General features: G+C 67.4%; 15 protein-coding genes and 1 tRNA gene. 7 read left to right on the top strand and 9 right to left on the bottom strand.

Features of this window, described 5'->3' with window-relative positions:
* Positions 1-76 precede the first annotated feature (76 nt).
* Positions 77-985: a prephenate/arogenate dehydrogenase family protein gene (locus NMP03_RS13640; RefSeq protein ID WP_256506006.1), complete on the bottom strand. Its 909-nt coding sequence runs from the start codon at positions 983-985 to the stop codon at positions 77-79.
* Positions 985-2,079 (bottom strand): histidinol-phosphate transaminase, encoded by a 1,095-nt coding sequence (gene hisC / locus NMP03_RS13635; protein ID WP_256506004.1) that lies wholly within the window; start codon positions 2,077-2,079, stop codon positions 985-987. Before hisC ends, NMP03_RS13640 begins: the two co-directional genes overlap by 1 nt.
* A 90-nt stretch (positions 2,080-2,169) precedes the next feature.
* On the opposite strand from hisC, the gene metX reads away from it, so the two are divergent.
* Both metX and metW read left to right on the top strand, forming a co-directional pair.
* Entirely contained in the window at positions 2,170-3,291 is a 1,122-nt protein-coding gene (gene metX, locus NMP03_RS13630; RefSeq protein ID WP_256506003.1) for a homoserine O-acetyltransferase MetX, read from the top strand.
* A 50-nt stretch (positions 3,292-3,341) separates the two neighbouring features.
* Positions 3,342-3,974 carry a methionine biosynthesis protein MetW gene (metW, locus tag NMP03_RS13625; protein ID WP_256506002.1) on the top strand — a complete coding sequence of 211 codons (633 nt, stop codon included), beginning with the start codon at positions 3,342-3,344 and terminating at the stop codon, positions 3,972-3,974.
* Between the two features lie 137 nt (positions 3,975-4,111).
* On the opposite strand, the gene ssb is transcribed toward metW, so the two are convergent.
* Positions 4,112-4,666 (bottom strand): single-stranded DNA-binding protein, encoded by a 555-nt coding sequence (gene ssb, locus NMP03_RS13620; RefSeq protein WP_256506000.1) that lies wholly within the window; start codon positions 4,664-4,666, stop codon positions 4,112-4,114.
* Positions 4,667-4,730: 64 nt separating this feature from the next.
* Here ssb and NMP03_RS13615 point away from each other — a divergent pair, with 64 nt between their 5' ends.
* Positions 4,731-4,907, top strand: a complete 177-nt coding sequence (locus NMP03_RS13615; protein ID WP_256505999.1) for a DUF4169 family protein — start codon at positions 4,731-4,733, stop codon at positions 4,905-4,907.
* A 16-nt stretch (positions 4,908-4,923) separates the two neighbouring features.
* On the opposite strand, the gene NMP03_RS13610 is transcribed toward NMP03_RS13615, so the two are convergent.
* Positions 4,924-5,241 (bottom strand): 2Fe-2S iron-sulfur cluster-binding protein, encoded by a 318-nt coding sequence (locus NMP03_RS13610; RefSeq protein ID WP_256505997.1) that lies wholly within the window; start codon positions 5,239-5,241, stop codon positions 4,924-4,926.
* A gap of 66 nt (positions 5,242-5,307) precedes the next feature.
* Between NMP03_RS13610 and NMP03_RS13605 the strand changes: the two genes are divergently transcribed.
* Entirely contained in the window at positions 5,308-5,934 is a 627-nt protein-coding gene (locus tag NMP03_RS13605; protein WP_256505996.1) for a DNA-3-methyladenine glycosylase family protein, read from the top strand.
* Positions 5,935-6,106: 172 nt separating this feature from the next.
* Here the strand turns inward: NMP03_RS13605 and NMP03_RS13600 are convergent, their stop codons facing one another.
* From NMP03_RS13600 to NMP03_RS13590, 3 genes are all read right to left on the bottom strand, one after another.
* The gene (locus NMP03_RS13600) at positions 6,107-7,456 is read right to left on the bottom strand and encodes a DUF5935 domain-containing protein (protein ID WP_256505995.1); all 1,350 of its coding nucleotides are present in this window, start codon (positions 7,454-7,456) and stop codon (positions 6,107-6,109) included.
* Between the two features lie 92 nt (positions 7,457-7,548).
* Complete coding sequence (gene corA, locus NMP03_RS13595; RefSeq protein ID WP_256505993.1) at positions 7,549-8,517, bottom strand: magnesium/cobalt transporter CorA; 969 nt, start codon at positions 8,515-8,517, stop codon at positions 7,549-7,551.
* Between the two features lie 44 nt (positions 8,518-8,561).
* Positions 8,562-8,637, bottom strand: a tRNA-Thr gene (locus tag NMP03_RS13590).
* A 183-nt stretch (positions 8,638-8,820) separates the two neighbouring features.
* On the opposite strand from NMP03_RS13590, the gene NMP03_RS13585 reads away from it, so the two are divergent.
* A complete protein-coding gene (locus NMP03_RS13585) occupies positions 8,821-10,113 on the top strand; it encodes a PAS domain-containing protein (protein ID WP_406698466.1) in 1,293 nt (430 codons plus the stop codon).
* 75 nt (positions 10,114-10,188) lie between these two features.
* Positions 10,189-14,814, top strand: coding sequence for an NAD-glutamate dehydrogenase (locus NMP03_RS13580; protein WP_256505991.1), 4,626 nt, complete (start codon positions 10,189-10,191; stop codon positions 14,812-14,814).
* 40 nt (positions 14,815-14,854) lie between these two features.
* Here NMP03_RS13580 and NMP03_RS13575 read toward each other — a convergent pair whose 3' ends face one another.
* Positions 14,855-15,538 carry a Fe2+-dependent dioxygenase gene (locus NMP03_RS13575; protein ID WP_256505990.1) on the bottom strand — a complete coding sequence of 228 codons (684 nt, stop codon included), beginning with the start codon at positions 15,536-15,538 and terminating at the stop codon, positions 14,855-14,857.
* A gap of 165 nt (positions 15,539-15,703) precedes the next feature.
* Positions 15,704-18,046, bottom strand: a complete 2,343-nt coding sequence (locus NMP03_RS13570; protein ID WP_256505989.1) for a TonB-dependent receptor — start codon at positions 18,044-18,046, stop codon at positions 15,704-15,706.
* Positions 18,047-18,228: 182 nt separating this feature from the next.
* On the opposite strand from NMP03_RS13570, the gene NMP03_RS13565 reads away from it, so the two are divergent.
* Positions 18,229-19,752, top strand: a complete 1,524-nt coding sequence (locus tag NMP03_RS13565; protein ID WP_256505988.1) for a fumarate hydratase — start codon at positions 18,229-18,231, stop codon at positions 19,750-19,752.
* Positions 19,753-19,830: the final 78 nt, after the last annotated feature.

Below are 19,830 nucleotides of genomic sequence, written 5' to 3'. Positions count from 1 at the left end.
ATCAAGCGCCTGATCGGACTCAAAATCAAGTCACGCCGAAGCAACGCCGGCACCGGCGACCGAGCGGGCCTCCTGCCTATTCGTGCGAGCGGCCGAAATCGGGGGCGGCGTCGTCCTGGCCTTCCTCGACGATCGAGCGGCGGACCGCGCGGGTGCGTTCGAAAAGCTCGAACAATTCATCGCCCTTGCCCCAGCGGATCGCGCGCTGGAGCGCCGACAGGTCCTCGGAAAAGCGCTGGAGCATGTCGAGCACCGCCTCGCGGTTCGACAGGAACACGTCGCGCCACATCGTCGGGTCCGACGCGGCGATGCGGGTGAAGTCGCGGAAGCCGCCCGCCGAATATTTGATCACCTCCGACCGGGTGACTTCTTCGAGGTCCGAAGCGGTGCCGACGATCGTATAGGCGATCAGATGCGGCAGATGGCTGGTGACCGCGAGGACGCGATCATGGTGTTCGGGGGCCATCGTCTCGATCTCGGCGCCCAAATTGCGCCAGAACGAAGCTACCCGCTCGATCGCGACCGGATCGGTGCCCTCGGGCGGGGTGAGGATGCACCAGCGGTGGTTGAAGAGGGTGGCGAAGCCCGCCTCGGGGCCGCTCTGCTCGGTGCCCGCCACCGGGTGGGCGGGGACGATCGTCGTGCCGGGCAGCGCCGCCTGGAGCGCCTCGACCACGCTGGCCTTGCACGATCCGACATCGGTGACGATCGCGTCGGCGGGCAGGTCGGCGGCGAGCTCGGCGGCGACCGCGCCCATCGCGCCGACGGGGACGCACAGCACCACCAGGTCCGCATCGATCACCGACGCGCCCGCGGTGTCGGTCACGTCGTCGCACAGCTCGATCGCGCGCGCGGTGTCGCGCACCGAGGGATCGGCATCATAGCCGGTCAGCCGCACCGTGGGCATCCGCGCGCGCACCGCGCGGGTGACCGACGACCCGATCAGCCCGAGCCCGATGACGGTAACGCGCGCGAAGGGCAGCATCAGCCCGCGACGATCTCGCGCAGCGCCGCGGCGACGCCCTGCGTCTCCTGCGCGGTGCCAATCGAGATTCGCAGCGCGTTGGGCAGCCCCTGCCCCGGCAGCCAGCGCACGATGTACCCGCGGTCCATCAAGCCGTGATAGGCCTGCTCGGCGGTCACCTGGCCTTCGAACAGCACCAGCACGAAGTTCGCCTTCGACGGCACCGCGCGCAGCCCGGCATTGCCGAGCTTTTCGATCTCGCCCGCGAACCACTCGCGCCACTGCGCATTATGCGCGCGGCTGGCATCGACGAAATCGGTCGCGGCGAGCGCGGCGATCGCGGCGGCCTGGCCGGCGGTGGTGACGTTGAAGGGCGCGCGGATGCGGTGCATCGCGTCGATGATCTCGGCCGAGGCATAGCCCCAGCCGATGCGTTCGGCGGCAAGCCCGAAGATCTTGCTGAAGGTGCGCGTCACCAGCACGTTGGGCTTGGTCTTGGCGAGTTCGAGCCCGTGATCGTCGTCTTCGGCGTCGATATATTCGGCATAGGCCTGATCGATCACCAGCAGCACCCATTTGGGCAGGCCAGCATGCAGCCGCGCGATTTCCTCGCGGGCGATGAACGTGCCGGTGGGGTTGTTGGGGTTGGCGACGAACACGATGCGCGTCTTGTCGGTGACCGCGGCGAGGATCGCGTCGACATCGGTCGCATAGTCGCGATCGGGGGCGATCACCGGCAACGCGCCCACGCGCCGCGTCGCGATCTCGTACACCGCGAAACCGTAGCGCACGAAGATCACTTCATCGCCCGGCCCGGCGAAGGCACCGGCGGCCAGGTGGAGCACTTCGTCCGAGCCGGTGCCGTAGATGACCCGCGCGGGGTCGAGGTCGCACGACGCGGCGATCGCTTCGCGCAGCTCGGCGGCGCCGGCATCGGGATAGCGCTCGAGGCTGCCATGCGCGGCGTCGAACGCGGCGCGCGCCTGGGGGGCGGTGCCGAGCGGGTTCTCGTTCGACGAAAGCTTGGCGACGACGCGGCCGTCGTCGGTCTTGGATCGGCCCGGGACATAGGGGGCGATGTCCATGATCCATGGCTTGGGGATAGGTGCGGTCATGCAAAAGGCGATGGCCGAGGCGCAGGCGAATGGCAAGCTGGCCCTCGCGCCGGCTTGATCGACTGAGCGCCCGGCCCTACCGCGCTGCGGATGGAATCGGCCCTCGATCAGCGCTTTGGCCTCAACCGCCGCGTCACCCTGCCGGGGCCGCTCAAGCTCGACGGCGGGGTGCTGCTGTCGCCGCTCGACATCGGCTACGAGACCTATGGCACGCTCGCCGCCGATGGCGGCAACGCGATCCTGGTGTGCCATGCGCTGACCGGCGACCAGCATGTCGCGGGCGACCATCCGGTGACGGGCAAGCCCGGCTGGTGGACGCGGATGATCGGGCCGGGCAAGCCGATCGACCCAGCGCGGCATTTCGTGATCTGCGCGAATGTACTGGGCAGCTGCATGGGATCGTCGGGGCCGGCGACGATCAACCCCGCGACGGACAAGCCGTGGGGGATGAGCTTCCCGGTCATCACCATCCGCGACATGGTGCGGGCGCAGGCGATGCTGCTCGACCATCTGGGGGTCGCGCGGCTGCAGGCGGTGGTCGGCGGATCGATGGGCGGGATGCAGGTGCTGTCGTGGGCGGCGACCTATCCCGAGCGCGTCGAGGCCGCGGTCGTCCTCGCCTCGACCGCGCGGCATTCGGCGCAGAATATCGCGTTCCACGAAGTCGGGCGGCAGGCGATCATGGCCGATCCGGCGTGGCGCGGCGGCGAGTATTATGGCGCGACGCCGCCCGCCGCGGGCCTCGCGGTCGCGCGGATGGCGGCGCACATCACCTATCTGTCCGAAGCCGGGCTGACCGAGAAATTCGGCCGCCGGCTGCAGGCGCGCGAGGCCAAGTCGTTCGGCTTCGACGCCGACTTCCAGGTCGAGAGCTATCTGCGCCACCAGGGGCTGACCTTCAGCGACCGGTTCGACGCCAACGCCTATCTCTACATCACCCGCGCGCTCGATTATTTCGACCTGGCCGAGGAACATGGCGGGGTGCTCGCCAACGCGTTTCGCGACAGCAAGGCGCGGTTCTGCATCGTCAGCTTCGACACCGACTGGCTGTATCCGACGCGCGACAGCCGCGCGATCGTCCATGCGCTGAATGCTGCGGGCGCGCGCGCAAGCTTCGTCGAACTATCGTCGCCGTTCGGGCATGACGCGTTCCTGCTCGAGAGCCCCGAGCTGAACCGGGTGATCGACGGGTTCTTGCGGGCGGGGCAATGACTTCCCCCCTCCCGCTTGCGGGAGGGGCCGGGGGTGGGCATGGCTAAACGATGCATGCTGTCTCCCCACCCCTAACCCCTCCCGCAAGCGGGAGGGGGACTTTAAGGTCCGATCTCGCGGTCATCGCGCGCAATGTCGCGCCGGGCACGCGGGTGCTCGATGTCGGCTGCGGCGACGGGGCGCTGATGGCGGCGCTGCGCGATAGCGCGGGCGTCGATGCGCGCGGGCTCGAGCTCGATCCGACCAATGTCGCCGCCGCAATGGAGCGTGGGCTGTCGGTGGTGCAGGGCGATGCCGATATCGATTTGGCCGACTATCCCGACAACAGCTTCGACTATGCGATCCTCAGCCAGACGCTGCAGACGACGCGGCATCCCGATCGCGTGCTCGAGCATCTGCTGCGGATCGGCGGGCGGGCGTTCGTGTCGTTCCCCAATTTCGCGCATTGGCGGGTGCGCGCGTCGTTGCTGTGGGGCGGGCGGATGCCGGTGACGCAGCTGCTGCCGGTCGCATGGTACGCCACGCCCAACATCCACCACGTCACGATCGACGATTTCCGGTCGTTCGTGCGCGAGCGCGACATCGCAGTCGAGGGGAGCTGGTTCCTGTCGAAGGGCCGCCCGACGAGCGCGAGCGCCGCGAACTTCCGCGCCGAGCACGCGGTGTTCTTGCTGCGGCGGTGATGACTCCCCTCCCTGGAAGGGAGGGGTCGGGGGTGGGTGGAGTGCTCGCGATACGGTGCCCGGGGCGATTGCCGAGGCCGTAGCTTCAGGCCCCTACCCACCCCCGGCCCCTCCCTTTCAGGGAGGGGGGCAAAGCGTCAGAACGGCACGTCGTCGTCCAGGTCGTCGGGGAAGCCGCCGAAGTCGTTGTTCGACTTGGCAGGCGGGCTCGAGCGACCACCGCCGCCGCCGCCGCCGCCGCGCGACGACTGGCCGGCGAACTCGTCACCGCCGCCGCCCCAGTCGCCGCCGCCGCGGCTGCCACCGCCCGCACCGCCACCGCCGCCGGCACCACCGCCTTGCGGCCCGTCGAGCATCGTCAGCACGCTGTTGAAGCCCTGCAGCACGATCTCGGTCGAATATTTGTCCTGGCCCTGCGCGTCCTGCCATTTGCGCGTCTGCAGCGCGCCTTCGATATACACTTTCGATCCCTTGCGCAGGAAACGCTCGGCGACGTTGGCCAGCCCTTCGTTGAAGATCGCGACCGAATGCCATTCGGTCTTCTCCTTGCGCTCGCCGGTATTCTTGTCCTTCCAGCTCTCCGACGTGGCGATGCGCAGGTTCACCACCTTGCCGCCGTTCGAGAAGGATTTGGATTCGGGATCGCGGCCCAGATTGCCGACGATGATTACCTTGTTGACGCTGCCGGCCATGATTCGCTCCGAAAGGTGGGGGCGCCCGATAGGCGGGCGCGCATAGCAGCGCTATAGCAAAGCGATGGCGCAAGTCACCAATCTCAACCGCTTCCGCAAGGCGCGCGACAAGATCGCGCGCGCCGCCGAAGCCGACGCCAATCGCGCGCGGTTCGGGCGCACCAAGGCGCAAAAGGCCGCCGAAACCGCCGACGCGGCGCGCCTGGCCACCGCGCTCGACGGGGCCAAGCGCGACGAATGAACGGCGTCCGGGGGCTTCAGTCCTCGGCGGCGATCCGCACGCGCATCCCGTCGAGCGCCTGGGTGAATTGCAGCTGGCACGACAGCCGCGATTGCGCGTCGCGCTCGAGCGAGCTGTCGAGCAGGTCGTTCTCGTCGGGGCCGATCGGCGGGAGTTTGTCGACAAATTCCGGGTCGACATGGACGTGGCAGGTGGCGCACGAACAGCAACCGCCGCACAAGGCCAGCAGCTCGTCGAAGCCGTTGTCGCGAATGACCTCCATCACCGAAAGGCCCACCTCGCCCATGACTTCGCGCTCTTCTCCACTCCGGGTCACGACGATCAGCTTGGGCATCGGGGTCTCCTGTACGATTCGCACCGTCCATGCCGCGCCGACGTGCGCTCCGCAAGGTGACCTTGGGTGGGCCTGAGCGGCGAGCGGCTGCGCGCCGACCTCGATTCGCTCGCGGCGATCGAACCCGCGTTCGCTGCGGCGATCGCGCGCGCGGGCTATCCCGCGCCGCGCATCCGCGAACCGGGGCACGAGACGCTGCTGCGCACGATCGTCGGCCAGCAGGTGAGCACCAAGGCGGCCGATTCGGTGTGGAAGAAGATCGAGGCGACGCTGGGGGGCGATGCCGGCGACACCGCCGCCTGGGCCGCGGCGAGCGACGAGATGCTGCGCGGTGCGGGTCTCTCGCGCCAGAAGATGGGCTATTCACGCAGCCTGTGCGCGCTGGTGGCGAGCGGCGAACTCGATCTGGCGAACCTGCCGGCGGACGACGAGGCGGCGATCGCGCAGCTGGTGAAGGTGAAGGGGATCGGGCGCTGGTCGGCCGAAATCTACCTGCTGTTCGCCGAGGGGCGGCCCGACATCTGGCCCGCGGGCGACCTGGCGGTGCAGATCGAGGTCGGGCGGATATTGGGGATGGAAGCCCGGCCGAGCGAGCCGGTGACGCGCGAGGTGGCCGAGGCGTGGCGCCCGTATCGTGGGGCGGCGGCGATCTTCGCGTGGCACCATTATGGCAGCGACATGGTGGTGATTTGAATTAACGCCCCTCCCTGCAAGGGAGGGGTTGGGGGTGGGTGTGGTCCGGGGGATACTGTCGTCCCCGAGAGATTAGGCTGGCCGTAGTCGAGCACTCGACCCACCCCCGACCCCTCCCTTGCAGGGAGGGGGGAATTGCGGCCCAACCCTCTCCCGCTTGCGGGAGAGGGCTTTAGGAAGAAGTCGCGGGCTTCGCGCGCCAGCCGACGCTGGCCGCCGCCTTGCGCTGCCTTGCCGCGTAGCTGTCGAGCGCGATCTGCAGGCCGAACCACATGTAGAAGAATGACTGGAACGCGAGGCTAAGGAACAGCGAGCCGACCAGATAGATCACATGCGCCGCCTGCAGCGCCGCCGCGAGCTGCCAGATCCAGCGATCTTCGGGGAGCGCCTTGGCGTAGCGCCAGCGCAGCATCTCCATCCGCACCAGGCCGATGAGGTTCAGCAGCGCCCACAGGATGAAGCCCGGCCAGCCGAGCTCGCCGAGCACCTCGAAATAGCTCGAATGCCAGGCGCGCCCGGCATCGACGGTCTTGAGCACTTCGACCGGCGCGTCGGCGCCGGCTTCGGTGGGGACGCGGGTGTCGACCATCAGCCGGTTCTGGCGATACGCGCCGAAGCCGCCGCCGCTGGGGTTCTCCTTCACGAATTCCCAGGTCCAGGCCCACACCATTACCCGGGTATTGGCCGACTGGTCTTCCTCATAGCCCTGGATCGTGTCCATCCGCTTGGTGAAGCTGTCGGGCAGCAGCGGCACCGCCGCCGCGCCCGCCGCCGCGAGCAGCCCCAGATACAAAATGCGCCGCTTGCTGTCGCGCAGCAGCAGCACCGCGAGCACCGCGATGCAGACGAGGCCGGTGCGCGCCTCGGTGCCGATCGGGATCAGCAGGCAGGCGAAGATCAGCGCCCAGCCAAAGGCCTTCACCATCCGATCCTGCGCGAAGATCGTCTGGTATTTCATCGTCCACAGGATCAGCGGGATCATCGCGATCGCCACCGCGCTGATCGTGCTGCCTTCGTACAGCCCGGCATTGTTGGTGACGCCAAGGTTGAGCACGCCATAGCCGCCGCCCGACCCCAGGGTCTTGATCCCGCCGGTGATGATGATCGATCCGGCACCCAGGATCATGAAGATCAGCAGCGCCTCCATCCGCAACTTGGTGCGCAAGGTCAGCGGCAGGAAGATCGCGAACACCAGCGTCTTCCACACCCAATCCCACTTCTCGGCGGCATCGAGCGGGAAGTCCGAATCCTTGAGCGTCCACCCTGCCCAACCGAGCAGCAACGTCATCAACACCTGTCGCACGCTGAAGCGCGTGCCGTCCTTGGGATCGACCGCGATCCAGGCGAGCAACGCTGCGGCGAAGAAGATCAGCGAGATCGGGACGCTCGACAGCAAATGATAGGACAGCCGCTGCGGCGAGACGAGGTCGATATAGACATAGCCGAGCACGATGATGAACGGCCGCTTCAGCCCGAAGCCGAGCAACAGCGCGAGAAACCCGACAAAGGCGAGATCGCGCATCGCTCAGGCGATCGGAAGGGGGACGGCGCGGCGCATCGCGGCGACGCTAGCGCGGCAGGCGTTGAGGGGGCGTTAAGCCTGTTGCCGCGAGTTCACAGCCAGCGCACGCGCTTGAAGCGGACATACAGCGCGGTGCAGATCACCGCGATCACCCCGAGCACGACGAAATAGCCGTGGCGCGTCTTGAGCTCGGGCATGTATTCGAAGTTCATGCCGTAGATGCCCGCGATCGCGGTCGGCACCGCCAGGATCGCCGCCCAAGCGGCGAGCTGGCGGGTGATCGCGCCGGTGCGCTGCTGTTCGAGCAGGTTGCTGAATTCGAACACCGAGTTCAGCACTTCGCGCAGCCCGTCGACCATCGTCGCGACGCGTCGGATATGATCGAGCACGTCGCTGAAATAGGGCCGCGTCTCGGCATCGATGCACGGCAGATCGAGCCGTACCAGCTTGCCCGCGACTTCGCTCATCGGCCCGAGCACGCGCTGGAAGCGGATCAGTTCGCGGCGCAGCGCGAAGATGCGGTTGATCTCGTGGCGCTCGAGGAAATGATCGACGGTGCGCTGTTCCATCGCCAGCACCTCGTCCTCAACCGATTCGACCACCGGCAGATAGCCGTCGACGATGAAGTCGAGCACCGCGTGCAGCACATAGTCGACGCCGTGCATCAACAACGTCGGCGAGGCTTCGAGCTGGTCGCGCAGCGCGCTGTGCGCACGTGCCGAACCGTGGCGGACGGTGATGATGTGGCTGTGGCCGACGAAGATCGCGGTCTCGCCATAGGCGATATCGCCGTCGATCAGGCTGGCGGTGCGCGCGACGACGAACAGCTGGTCCTCGTAGATATCGACCTTGGGAAGCTGATCGGCCTTGATCGCATCCTCGACTGCCAGCGGATGCAGGCCGTAGCGATCCTGCAGGATGCGAAGCTCGTCATCGGTCGGGTCGGCGATGCCGATCCAGACGAATTCGGATTTTTCGCGCGGGCTGTCGATCTTTTCCTCGATCGATACCTCGCGGATGCGCTTGCCGTCGCGATAGAGATAGGCAGCAACGACGGTCATGGCGGGGTATCCCGGCTGGCGGACAATGCGCCGTCTGGATGGGATGGTGCCGCCTACAGGACTCGAACCTGTGACCCCCGCATTACGAATGCGATGCTCTACCAACTGAGCTAAGGCGGCGCGATGGCCAAGGCCGTCGTGTTGGCGGCGCTTAGCAGTCGCGGTTATGGCTGACAAGCGTTGCCAAAGCGTTGCCGCCGATCGCGCAGCGATCGCGCAGGCGGCTTTACGCATCGTTTACCACGCATGCTGCACAAGCAGCGCAACCGGCATTGCGAACGGGCCGCGTGGGGATACGACGACATGGACATGGCGCATAGCGGAGCGGGCCGGATCGAGGGCGATGGCGTCACCGAATCGGCAACCGATGGCGGCAGCGACCGGCCACCTGAGATCGGCACCGATGAGCGGCGGATGCATGTGCGCGCCTATAATCACTGGGTCTCGCTGCTCGACGGGCGCGCCTATCCCTCGATCGAGGATCTCGATCCCGCGAACATCGCCGATTTCGGCCCCAACAGCGTGCTGCTCGATTTCTCGATGGGGATCGAGGATCCGGCGATCCAGTATCTGGGCCGCGCGCTGCGCGACGAGACGCTGGTCGATTCGTCGATCACGCATATCAGCCAGGTACCCAGCCGATCGCTGCTGTCGCGGCTGACCGACCATTATCTGCAGATCATCGCCAACCGCGCGCCGATCGGCTTCGAGGCCGAGTTCGTCGGCCAGCGCGGGTACAACACGCTGTATCGCGGCATCCTGATGCCCTTCTCGTCCGACGACGACACGATCGATTTCATCTATGGCGTGATCAACTGGAAGGAACTGGTCGACGCCGAGACGCAGGAGCAGTTGAACGCCGAGCTCGACGCCGCGCGCCGCGAGACGCCGCGTGCGCCCGCCTCCGCCCCCGCCTGGGCCGATGGACCGAGCGGCGGGTTCGAGCCGGCGGCGCAGGAGCCGCCGGCCAAGCATGACGACCCCGATCTCGACGGCGATCTCGACGCCGACGCAGAGCTCAGCGACTATCTGGCGCATGCGCGCGCCTGCGCCGAGGAATTGCGGGTATCGAGCAATCGATCGCGCGCGGCGCTGTATCGCACGCTCAACCACGCCTATGCCTTTGCCGCGGCCGCCGACAAGGACCCCGAGGGCTATGCCGACCTGCTCGAGGATTGGGGACTGAAGCCGCAGGCGCGCGCGCCGATGACGCCGGTGATCAAGCTCGTGCTCGGCATGGAATATGACAAGACGCGGCTGACCGAATTCGCCTGCGTGCTGATGCATGCGCGGCGCAACGATGTCGCACCCGCCGACTTCGCTGCGTTCCTCGCGGGAGCGGCGGGGGGCATCAAGGGACTGGTCGCCGCCGAACGCGCGGCGCGGCGGCCGGCGGCCAAGCCCGACACGCTCGACAAGGCAGCCGCCACGCTGCGGACGCGTGCGCCGATCGCGCAGGTGGCGATCGCCGCGGGTGACGACGAGTTCGTGCTGCTGCTCGCACGCGCGGGCAGCGACGGGATGCTCGACGTCGTCGCGCGGATCGACGATTCGGCTGGGCTTACGCAAAAGGCGATCCGCAGCACCGGCGGCTGATTTCCGGCCCTGCCGAGCAGGTCGGGGCTGCCACAACGCTTGAGTGGCGCGGAAACGGGGCGCATACGCAGGCCCATGTTGAAGCAAGCAAGCAAATCGCTGACCAAGGCGATCGACGCGCGACTGTTCGAACACGCGCTCCCAGGAGAACTCGAAGGCTTCGGCGCTGCCGACCGCGCCGATGCGGTGCGCTTCGTCGTCGAGACCGCGAGCGAGCGGCCGCCCGGCACCCCGACGATCGCGATCGAGACCTTCAACCGCGGCGAGCTTCGCCGAATGCGGCTGGCGATCGTCAACGACGACATGCCCTTCCTGGTCGATTCGATCGCCGCGACGATCGCCGCGCACGACATTCCGATCGAGCGGATCATCCACCCCGTGCTGCCGGTCGTCCGCACCGAGGACGGCACGCTCGACAAGATCGACGCAGCGGGCGCGCGCGAATCGATGATCTATATCGAGACCGACCGGATCGACGCCAAGCCGCGCCGCGAACTGATGGCCGAGCTCGAGCGCAACCTGCGCCATGTCCGCCAGGCGGTGAACGACTGGCCCGCGCTGCAGGCGGCGATCGCCGCCGATGCCGACCAGACCGCCGACGACGAAGGCGCGGCGCTGTTGCGCTGGTTCCTGTCGGGCAAGATGACGCTGCTTGGGCACGAGACCTGGTATCGCGACGGCCGCGCGACCACGCCGCTAGGCATCGCTTCGCAGCAGTTCGACGTCCCGTTGCTGGCGCAGGCTTCGCGGCTGCTGGCGATCGAATGGTTCGAGCGCGGCGGCGCGGCGCCCTTGTTGCTCAAGTCGAACTGCATCGCGACGGTGCATCGCCGCGTGCCGCTCGACCTGGTGCTGCTGCCGGTGCGCGAGGCCGACCAGGTGGTCGGCCTGTCGATCCATGCGGGGCTGTGGACCAGCGCCGCGCTGCATGCGAGCGCCAACGAGGTGCCGCGGCTGCGTACGAACCTGCGCAGCCTGGTCGACCGGTTCGGCTTCGATCCGCGCGGGCATACCGGCAAGGCGATGGAGCATGCGCTCACCGCGCTGCCGCACGACCTGACCACCGCCTTCCCCGTCGAGGCGCTCGAGCAGCTCACGCTCACCTCGATGTCGGTCGCCGATCGCCCGCGCCCCAAGCTGGTGCTGGTCAGAAGCACGCTTGGTCGCCACCTGTTCGGCTTCGTCTGGCTGCCGCGCGACGAGCTGTCGACTGCCCGGCGCACCGCGATCGGCACGATGCTGACCGATGCCGCGAACGCCAGCCTCCTCAACTGGACGATCAGCGTGGACGATGGCGAGATCGCGCTGATCCGCTACACGCTCGATTTGCGCGGCGACGGGCGGATGCCCGATGTCGCGGCGCTCGATGCGCGGCTGGTGCGGATGATGCGCGGCTGGAACGCCGCAGTCGAAGCGGCGCTGACCGAAGTGGCGCCGACGCGCGCGACCCGGCTGGCGCTGCGCTACGCCGCTACCTTCCCGGCAAATTACCGCAACATGACGACCGCCGAGCAGGCGGCCCAGGACGTGCTGCGGCTGGCCGAGCTTGCCGACCACGACGCCCGGCAGGTGCGGATCATCGCCGACGAGCAACTCGACGACAATGTCTTCCGCATCAAGATCTATCGCACCGGCGGCGCGCTACCGCTGTCCGATGCGGTGCCGGTGCTCGAGAATTTCGGCTTCCGCGTGATCGAGGAAGTGCCGACCGACCTGATCGACGACAGCTCGCCGGTGATCCACGACTTCCTGGTCCAGATCCCGCGCGCGCCCGATGCCGAGCGCAATCTCGATGCCCCGGTGGTCGAGGCGGCGATCCGCGCGGTGCTCGAGAACCGCGCCGAGAACGACTGTTTCAACCGGCTGATCGTCGAGAGCGGAATGGCGCCGCAATCGGTGGTGCTGCTGCGCGCCTGGTTCCGCTATCTGCGCCAGACCGGGCTGCCTTATGGCCTGGCGACCGTCGTCGACGCGCTGCACCGCGCGCCCAAGGTGACGCGCGCGCTGATCGCGCGCTTCGCCGCGGCGCACGACCCGTCTGCGCGCAAGGGTGCCGACGCCGCGATCGAGAAGGCGACCGCGGCGATCGACGCGGGGCTCGACCAGGTATCGGCGATCGACGACGATCGTATCCTGCGCACCTATCGCGGCGTGGTGATGGCGACGCTTCGCACCAACGCCTGGGCGCCCGCCGCCAACGAGGCGCTGGCGTTCAAGCTCGACAGCGCGCTGGTGCCCGGGCTGCCGCAACCGCTGCCGTGGCGCGAGATCTTCGTCTACAGCCCGCGCGTCGAGGGCATCCATCTGCGCGCGGGCCCGGTCGCGCGCGGTGGGCTTCGCTGGTCCGACCGGCGCGACGATTTCCGCACCGAAGTGCTGGGACTGATGAAGGCGCAGCGCGTCAAGAACGCGGTGATCGTGCCGACCGGCGCCAAGGGCGGCTTCTATCCCAAGCAACTGCCGTCGCCCGCGAACCGCGACGCCTGGCTGGCCGAGGGCACCGAAAGCTATCGCATCTTCATCCGTTCGCTGCTGTCGATCACCGACAATATCGTCGAGGGCGCGGTAGTGCATCCAGAGGGCGTCGTCATCCATGACGGCGAAGACCCCTATTTCGTCGTCGCCGCCGACAAGGGCACCGCGACCTTCAGCGACGTCGCCAACGCGCTGGCGCAGGAGCGCGGCTTCTGGCTGGGCGACGCCTTCGCCAGCGGCGGGTCGAAGGGCTATGACCACAAGGCGATGGGGATCACCGCCAAGGGCGCGTGGGTTTCGGTCCAGCGGCACTTCGCCGAGATGGGCGTCGACGTGCAGGCCGATCCGATCAGCGTCGTCGGCTGTGGCGACATGTCGGGCGACGTATTCGGCAACGGCATGTTGCTGTCGAAGACGATCCGGCTGCAGGCGGCGTTCGACCATCGCCACATCTTCCTCGACCCCGCCCCCGATGCCGCGGCATCGTGGGACGAGCGCGCGCGGCTGTTCGCGCTGCCGCGGTCGAGCTGGGCCGATTACGATCCCAAGCTGATCTCGAAGGGCGGCGGGGTGTTCGCGCGCTCGGAAAAGAGCATCAAGCTGTCGAAGCAGGTGCGCGAGATGCTGGGCGTCGAGGACGAGGCGCTCGATCCGACGACGCTTATCCAGGCGATCCTCAAGGCGCCCGCCGACCTGATCTGGTTCGGCGGCATCGGCACTTATGTGAAGGCGGCGCACGAGAGCCACACCGATGTCGGCGATCCCGCCAACGACCGGACCCGCGTCAATGCCGAGCAGCTGCGCGCGCGGGCGATCGGCGAAGGCGCCAATCTGGGCGTCACCCAGGCGGCGCGGATCGCGTTTTCGGCCAAGGGCGGGCGGATCAACACCGACTTCATCGACAATTCGGCGGGCGTCGATTGTTCGGACAACGAGGTCAACATCAAGATCGCGCTCAACCGCGAAGTGACCGAAGGCCGGCTCAAGCTCGCCAAGCGCGACGATCTGCTGGTGTCGATGACCGACGAGGTCGCGCATTTGGTGCTCGAGGACAACCGCCTGCAGACGCTGGCGCTGTCGTTCATGGAAGCCGACGGCCCGGTGACGGTGCCGAGCTATTTGCGGCTGATCGAGATCCTCGAGGCATCGGGCAAGCTCGACCGCGTGGTAGAGGGCCTTGGCAGCAACGAAGACCTGTTGCGCGTCGCCCAGGAAGGGCGCGGGCTCACGCGGCCCGAGCTCGCGGTGCTGCTCGCCACCGCCAAGCTGGCGCTACAGGAAGCGATCGAGCAATCTGCGCTCGCGACCGATGCAGCGACCGAGCCCGATCTGGTCGCCGCCTTCCCGTCGCAGATGCGCCGCAAGTTCGCGACTGCGATCCGCGAGCATCGGCTGCGCGGCGAGATCGTCGCGACCAAATTGGCCAACCGCATCGTCAACCGGCTGGGCGTGCTCCACCCTTTCGAGCTCGCCGAGGAAGAGGGCGCGGCGATGGCCGACATCGCCGCGACCTTCGTCGCCGCCGAACAGCTGTTCGGGCTGCCGGGGCTATGGGCCGAGATCGAGACCGCCGCGATGCCCGAGGCGGCGCGGCTCGCGCTGCTCGAGGAGGTCGCCGTGGCGGTGCGATCGCAGATGGCCGATCTGCTGCGCACTGCGCCGAGCGGCACCAGCCCCGCCGATCTGGTCGCGCGGCTGAAGCCCGGCATCGCCGATCTCGACAAGAAGACGCGCGAATTGCTGCTCGACGAGGCGAGTGCGCAGAGCAGCCGGATCGCCGGTCGGCTCGAGGGCGTCGGCGCACCCAAGCCGCTGGTGCGCAAGGTGGTGCGGATCTTCGAGATGGACGGTGCGGTCGGTCTGGCCGACCTGAGCGCACGCCTCGGGATCGAGGAAGCGGTGCTGACGCGCGCCTTCACCCATTTGGGGCGCGCGCTGGGGCTCGATTGGGCGCAGGCCAATGCCGCGCGCGTCAGCTCGGGCGATCCGTGGGAGCGGCTGCTGATCGCGGGGCTGGCGCGCGATTTCCAGCAATTGCGGCTCGATTTCATCGGCCGATCGGGCGGTGCCGATCCGCAGGCGGCGGTCGATCGCTGGCTGCGCGCGAACAAGCCGCGGGTCGAGCAATTCGCCGCGCTGGTGCAGCGCGCGCGGCGCGCGCCGGCGCCGAGCGCGGCGATGCTGGCGCAGATCGCTGGTCAGGCCAGGGTGCTGCTTGGGCGGTAAGGCTCAAAAGCCCTCTCCCTATGGGGAGAGGGCTTGGTGGTCACACCTCGGACCAGCGTCGCAGCAGGTTGTGGTACACCCCGGTCAGCTCGATCACCGAACGGTCGCCCTGCCCAAGCTGGCCGCCGAGCCGCTGGACCGACTGGTCGAGATCGAACAACAGCCGCCGCGCGGCGTCGTCGCGCACCATCGATTGCAGCCAGAAGAACGACGCCACGCGCACTCCGCGCGTGACCGGCTCGACGCGGTGGAGCGACGATGCCGGGTAGAGCACCATATGCCCCGCGGGCAGCTTGACGCGTTGTTCGCCGAAGCGATCTTCGATGACCAGCTCGCCGCCATCATACTCAGCGGGATCGGCGAGGAAGAGCGTCGCCGACAGGTCCGAGCGGATGCGAAAGTCGCTGCCGCGCTGGATCCGGATCGCATTGTCGATATGCGCGCCGAACGCCTGCCCGCCGGCATAGCGGTTGAACAAGGGCGGGAAGACCTTTGCCGGCAGCGCGGCGGCGATGAACAGCGGCGAACGCCCCAGCGCATCGAGCACCAGCCCTCCGGCCTCGCGGGCTGCGGCGCTGCCCTCGGCCAGTTGCTCGTTGCGCTTGGCGAGCGCCGATTGGGGGCCCGAGGTGGCGTTGCCGTCGATCCAGTCGCCGGAGTCGATCAGGCTGCGCAGCCGTGCGACCCCGGCGGCGTCGAACAGGTCGGGGATCGCGATCAGCATGGGAATCCTTTGGTGCTTGTGGTCCGAAACATAACCGTTCGTCCTGAGTAGGGGCTGAGCGAAGGCGAAGACCCGTATCGAAGGACTTTGCCCCGAGCGGGCGGGTGCTTCGATACGCCGCTTCGACAAGCTCAGCGGCTACTCAGCACGAACGGTACACATGTCTCAAAAACTGTAGAACACGCTCAGCACCGCCGACCGCGCATCGCCCGGCGTCGCCCAGCCATTGTTGCGGATGCCGGTATAATAACGCTCGTTCGTCAGGTTCTGGATGTTGACCTGCGCGGTCAGCCCGCCGGCAAAGGCATAGGACAGGAAGGCGCGGTGGGTGAGGAAATCCTCGCCCTCGAGCTGGATCGGCGCGGCGAGCGACGACTGGTTGAGCGCGAAGCTGCCCTGATAGGTCAGGCCGTAGCCGAGCTGCAGCCCGAACGGCAGCGTATAGGTGGTGAACAGGCTGCCCGAATGATCGGGGGTCTGGATCAGGACGTTGCCCGCCTGCGGATCGGGCAGACCGGCCGAATTGCCGCAATTGGCCGCCCCCGGATTGGCGAGGCAGAAGTCCGACACGCTCTGCAGGATTTCGCCCTTCAGATAGGTGTAGTTGGCGAAGATGCTCCAGGCGGGGGTGATGTTGCCCGACGCACCCAGCGCGATGCCGTCGACGCGCGAGCGGCCGTCGAGCACCTGTACCGAAGGCGCGACCGGATCGTTGGTCGCGACGCGGAAATTGGTACGCTCGTTGCGGAACACCGCCGCGGTCAGCTGGAGCCGGCGTCCGAACAAATCAGCCTTGGCGCCGATCTCGTAGCTTTCGCCGGTTTCGGGAGCGACATCGCAGGCGGTGGTGCAGCCCAGCCGCACCGTCGCCGAACTCGGCGTCTTCGAATTGCCATAGCTTGCATAGAAGCTGGCATTGGGCACCGGCTTGAAGACGACACCGCCGCGATAACTGAACAGGTTTTCGTCGCTGAGCTGGTCGGTGCCGCGAGTGATCGCGCCACCGGTTGCCGGCGTCGCATAGGTGTCGGCGCGGAACACCGCGTCCATCTGCTCCCAGCGGACCCCGGCATTCACCTCGAACATCTCGCCGATCTCGAGCGTGTCGAAGGCGTAGACCGCGGTCGATCGGCTATCGCCCTGCGAGCGGCCGGTGACGATCCGGTTGATCGGGCCGGTATAGTCGGTGCTCGGATCGCCGATCGCGATCGGCGGCAGCGCGGGGTTGGGCAATGCGCCGCCCGGATTGCGCAGCAGATTGGCGGTCACCAGCACATAATCTTCCTGCGCATAGGACGCGCCGACCACCAGGGTGTTGCGCAGCCGGCCCGCGGTGCCCGAGACCAGCGTCAGGTCGGTCTGGTTGTAGAGCAGGTCGTTCAGCTGATCGCGCACCAGTCCGCGCGGACCGCTGGGATAATACAAGCCCGGGGTGTTCTGACCGGCGGGGCATGCGACGCCGAGCGGGGTAAGGCCGGTCGACAGGCAGAAGGTCCCCTGCGGCGCGCTGGTGACGGTGGGTTGCGACACCCGTTGGTAACGCGTCAGGTTGCGCACCGTCAGCGCGTCGCTCAGTTGGTGAGTGAAGGTGGCGGTCAGCCGATCGACTTCGCTCCGCTGCGAATCGAGATTGGCGATGCCGAAATAGTCCGCATCGTCGATCCCCTCAGGCACCCCGCCCGCGGCGGCATAATAGGGGCTGCCGAAGATCGGGACGTTGTCGTCCTGCTGGTGGACATAGGCGAGCGTCAGGCTGGTCGGCCCGTCGATGCCGATCGTGATCGACGGTGCGACGCCCCAGCGCTCGAACTGTTCGACGTCGCGGCCGGGCACGTCGTTGCGATGGACCATCGCGTTGAGCCGCACCGCGACCAGATCGTTGACGCGGACATTGCTGTCGACCGAGGCGCGATAATATTGGTCGGTGCCGATCCCCGCCGACATGATCGTCAGGTCGCGTGCCTGCGGCACCTTCGACACCAGGTTGATCGTCCCGCCGACCGATCCCGATCCGTTGAAGACGGTATTGGCGCCGTTATACACTTCGATCTGCTGCAGGTTGAACGGATCGGTGCGGCTATATTGCGCGGTGTCGCGCACGCCGTCCTGGGTGATGTCGTTGTTCGCCGAATAGCCGCGCAGGTTGATGCTGTCGCCATAGCCGCCGCCGCCTTCGCCCGCGCCGAAGGTGATGCCGGGAACGGTCTGCAACGCATCGCGCAGCGTCAGCAGGTTCTGCTTGCGCAGCGTCTGGTCGCTGATGACGGTGATCGTCTGCGGGGTATCGAGCAACGGCGCGGTCGCCTTGGGGCTTTCGAGCGTGTCCTTTTCATGGAGGCCGGTCACGACGATGTCGTCGCGCTGCGGGTCATCGCGACGTTCCTGCCGCGTTTGCGGGCGATCGTCGGTGACGGGGTCGGCAGCATAAGCAGGACCGGAAACCAGCGCGCCGACACACGAAAGCGCGAGAAAGGCGGGCAATGCCGCGCCCGAGGAAGATGAAACCAAGACCGAAACCCCTTGTCGTTTCGGCGATGGTTATTGCGAGTCATTCTTACTGTCAATGCAAATGCGAATAGGTCGCAACGTTGTCGCGGTGGTTCGACGAATGTTTTCGATCGACGGCTTGGCGCACCGGCGCGGGCCTCGTATCGAGCGCGCAACCCAATCGAAGCACGGACCCCTGCCCCATGACCGTCACCATCCGCAGCGCCGACCTGATCGAAAGCGTCGCCGACGCGCTGCAGTTCATCAGCTACTATCATCCGATGGATTACATCCGCGCGCTGGGCGAGGCCTATGCCGCCGAGCAGTCGCCCGCCGCCAAGGACGCGATCGCGCAGATCCTCACCAATTCGCGGATGTGTGCCGAGGGGCATCGGCCGATCTGCCAGGATACCGGCATCGTCAATGTCTTCGTCAAATGGGGCATGGACTGCCGGCTCGACGACACCACGCGCAGCTTGCAGGAGGTCGTCGATCAGGGCGTGCGCCGCGCCTATCTCCACCCCGAAAACCGGCTGCGCGCGTCGATTCTCGCCGATCCCGCCTTCACCCGGCGCAATACCAAGGACAACACGCCGAGCGTCCTGCATGTCGAGATGGTGCCGGGGGCCAGCGTCTCGATCGACGTCGCGGCCAAGGGCGGCGGGTCGGAGAACAAGTCGAAGTTCAAGATGATGAACCCGTCGGATTCGATTGTGGACTGGGTGCTCGAGATGATCCCGCAAATGGGCGCCGGCTGGTGCCCGCCGGGGATGCTGGGCATCGGCATCGGCGGCACCGCCGAACGCGCGGTGCTGCTGGCGAAGCAGTCGCTGATGGAGCCGATCGACATGGGCCAGCTCAAGGCACGCGGCCCGCAAAATGACATCGAGGCGCTGCGGATCGAGCTCTTCGACAAGGTCAACGCGCTGGGGATCGGCGCGCAGGGGCTGGGCGGACTCTCGACGATCCTCGACGTCAAGATCTATGACTTTCCCTGCCACGCGGCGGGCAAGCCGGTGGCGATGATCCCCAATTGCGCCGCCACCCGCCACGCGCATTTCATGCTCGACGGATCGGGGCCGGCGTATCTCGAAGCGCCCAAGCTCGACCAATGGCCTGACGTCAACTGGACCCCCGACAAGGCGGCGATCCGCGTCGACCTCGACACGCTGACGCCCGACGTCGTGCGGGGGTGGAAGCATGGCGACCGGCTGCTGCTAAACGGCAAGATGCTCACCGGGCGCGACGCCGCGCACAAGCGGATCAAGGACATGCTCGACGCGGGCGAGCCGCTGCCGGTCGATTTCCGGGGCCGCGTGATCTATTATGTCGGGCCGGTCGATCCGGTGGGCGAGGAAGTGGTCGGCCCCGCCGGCCCCACCACCGCGACGCGGATGGACAAGTTCACGCGGATGATGCTCGATCAGGGGTTGCTCGCGATGGTCGGCAAGGCCGAGCGCGGGGTCGATACGACGCAGGCGATCGCCGAGGCCAAGTCGGCCTACCTGATGGCAGTGGGCGGCGCGGCGTATCTGGTGGCGCGCGCGATCAAGGGATCGAAGGTGGTGGGCTTCGCCGATCTCGGCATGGAGGCGATCTACGAGTTCGAGGTGCAGGACTTCCCGGTGACGGTGGCGGTCGATAGCGCGGGGCAGAATGTCCATCACCTCGCGCCCTTGGTGTGGCGCGAGAAGATCGCGCGCGAAGGGTTGCTGGCGGGGGTTTGAACGCGGGTCTGCCTCGGACCGTTGCGCGTCACCCCGGACTTGTTCCGGGGTCCACGGCGCCCCATGCAGCGGCAGCTT

The organism is Sphingomonas qomolangmaensis, assembly GCF_024496245.1.
Classification (GTDB): Bacteria; Pseudomonadota; Alphaproteobacteria; order Sphingomonadales; family Sphingomonadaceae; genus Sphingomonas; species Sphingomonas qomolangmaensis.
The sequence above is the reverse complement of the archived record's forward strand: the minus strand, read 5'-3'. Positions and strand labels throughout refer to the sequence as shown.

Bases quoted from the DNA above. Each gene is read 5' to 3' on its own strand.
- corA (WP_256505993.1), bottom strand. From the start codon at position 8,517: ATGACCGTCGTTGCTGCCTATCTCTATCGCGACGGCAAGCGCATCCGC.
- NMP03_RS13575 (WP_256505990.1), bottom strand. From the start codon at position 15,538: ATGCTGATCGCGATCCCCGACCTGTTCGACGCCGCCGGGGTCGCACGG.
- metW (WP_256506002.1), top strand. From the start codon at position 3,342: ATGCATGCTGTCTCCCCACCCCTAACCCCTCCCGCAAGCGGGAGGGGG.
- NMP03_RS13615 (WP_256505999.1), top strand. From the start codon at position 4,731: ATGGCGCAAGTCACCAATCTCAACCGCTTCCGCAAGGCGCGCGACAAG.
- hisC (WP_256506004.1), bottom strand. From the start codon at position 2,079: ATGACCGCACCTATCCCCAAGCCATGGATCATGGACATCGCCCCCTAT.
- NMP03_RS13600 (WP_256505995.1), bottom strand. From the start codon at position 7,456: ATGCGCGATCTCGCCTTTGTCGGGTTTCTCGCGCTGTTGCTCGGCTTC.
- NMP03_RS13565 (WP_256505988.1), top strand. From the start codon at position 18,229: ATGACCGTCACCATCCGCAGCGCCGACCTGATCGAAAGCGTCGCCGAC.
- NMP03_RS13585 (WP_406698466.1), top strand. From the start codon at position 8,821: ATGGACATGGCGCATAGCGGAGCGGGCCGGATCGAGGGCGATGGCGTC.
- NMP03_RS13580 (WP_256505991.1), top strand. From the start codon at position 10,189: ATGTTGAAGCAAGCAAGCAAATCGCTGACCAAGGCGATCGACGCGCGA.
- metX (WP_256506003.1), top strand. From the start codon at position 2,170: ATGGAATCGGCCCTCGATCAGCGCTTTGGCCTCAACCGCCGCGTCACC.
- ssb (WP_256506000.1), bottom strand. From the start codon at position 4,666: ATGGCCGGCAGCGTCAACAAGGTAATCATCGTCGGCAATCTGGGCCGC.
- NMP03_RS13610 (WP_256505997.1), bottom strand. From the start codon at position 5,241: ATGCCCAAGCTGATCGTCGTGACCCGGAGTGGAGAAGAGCGCGAAGTC.
- NMP03_RS13640 (WP_256506006.1), bottom strand. From the start codon at position 985: ATGCTGCCCTTCGCGCGCGTTACCGTCATCGGGCTCGGGCTGATCGGG.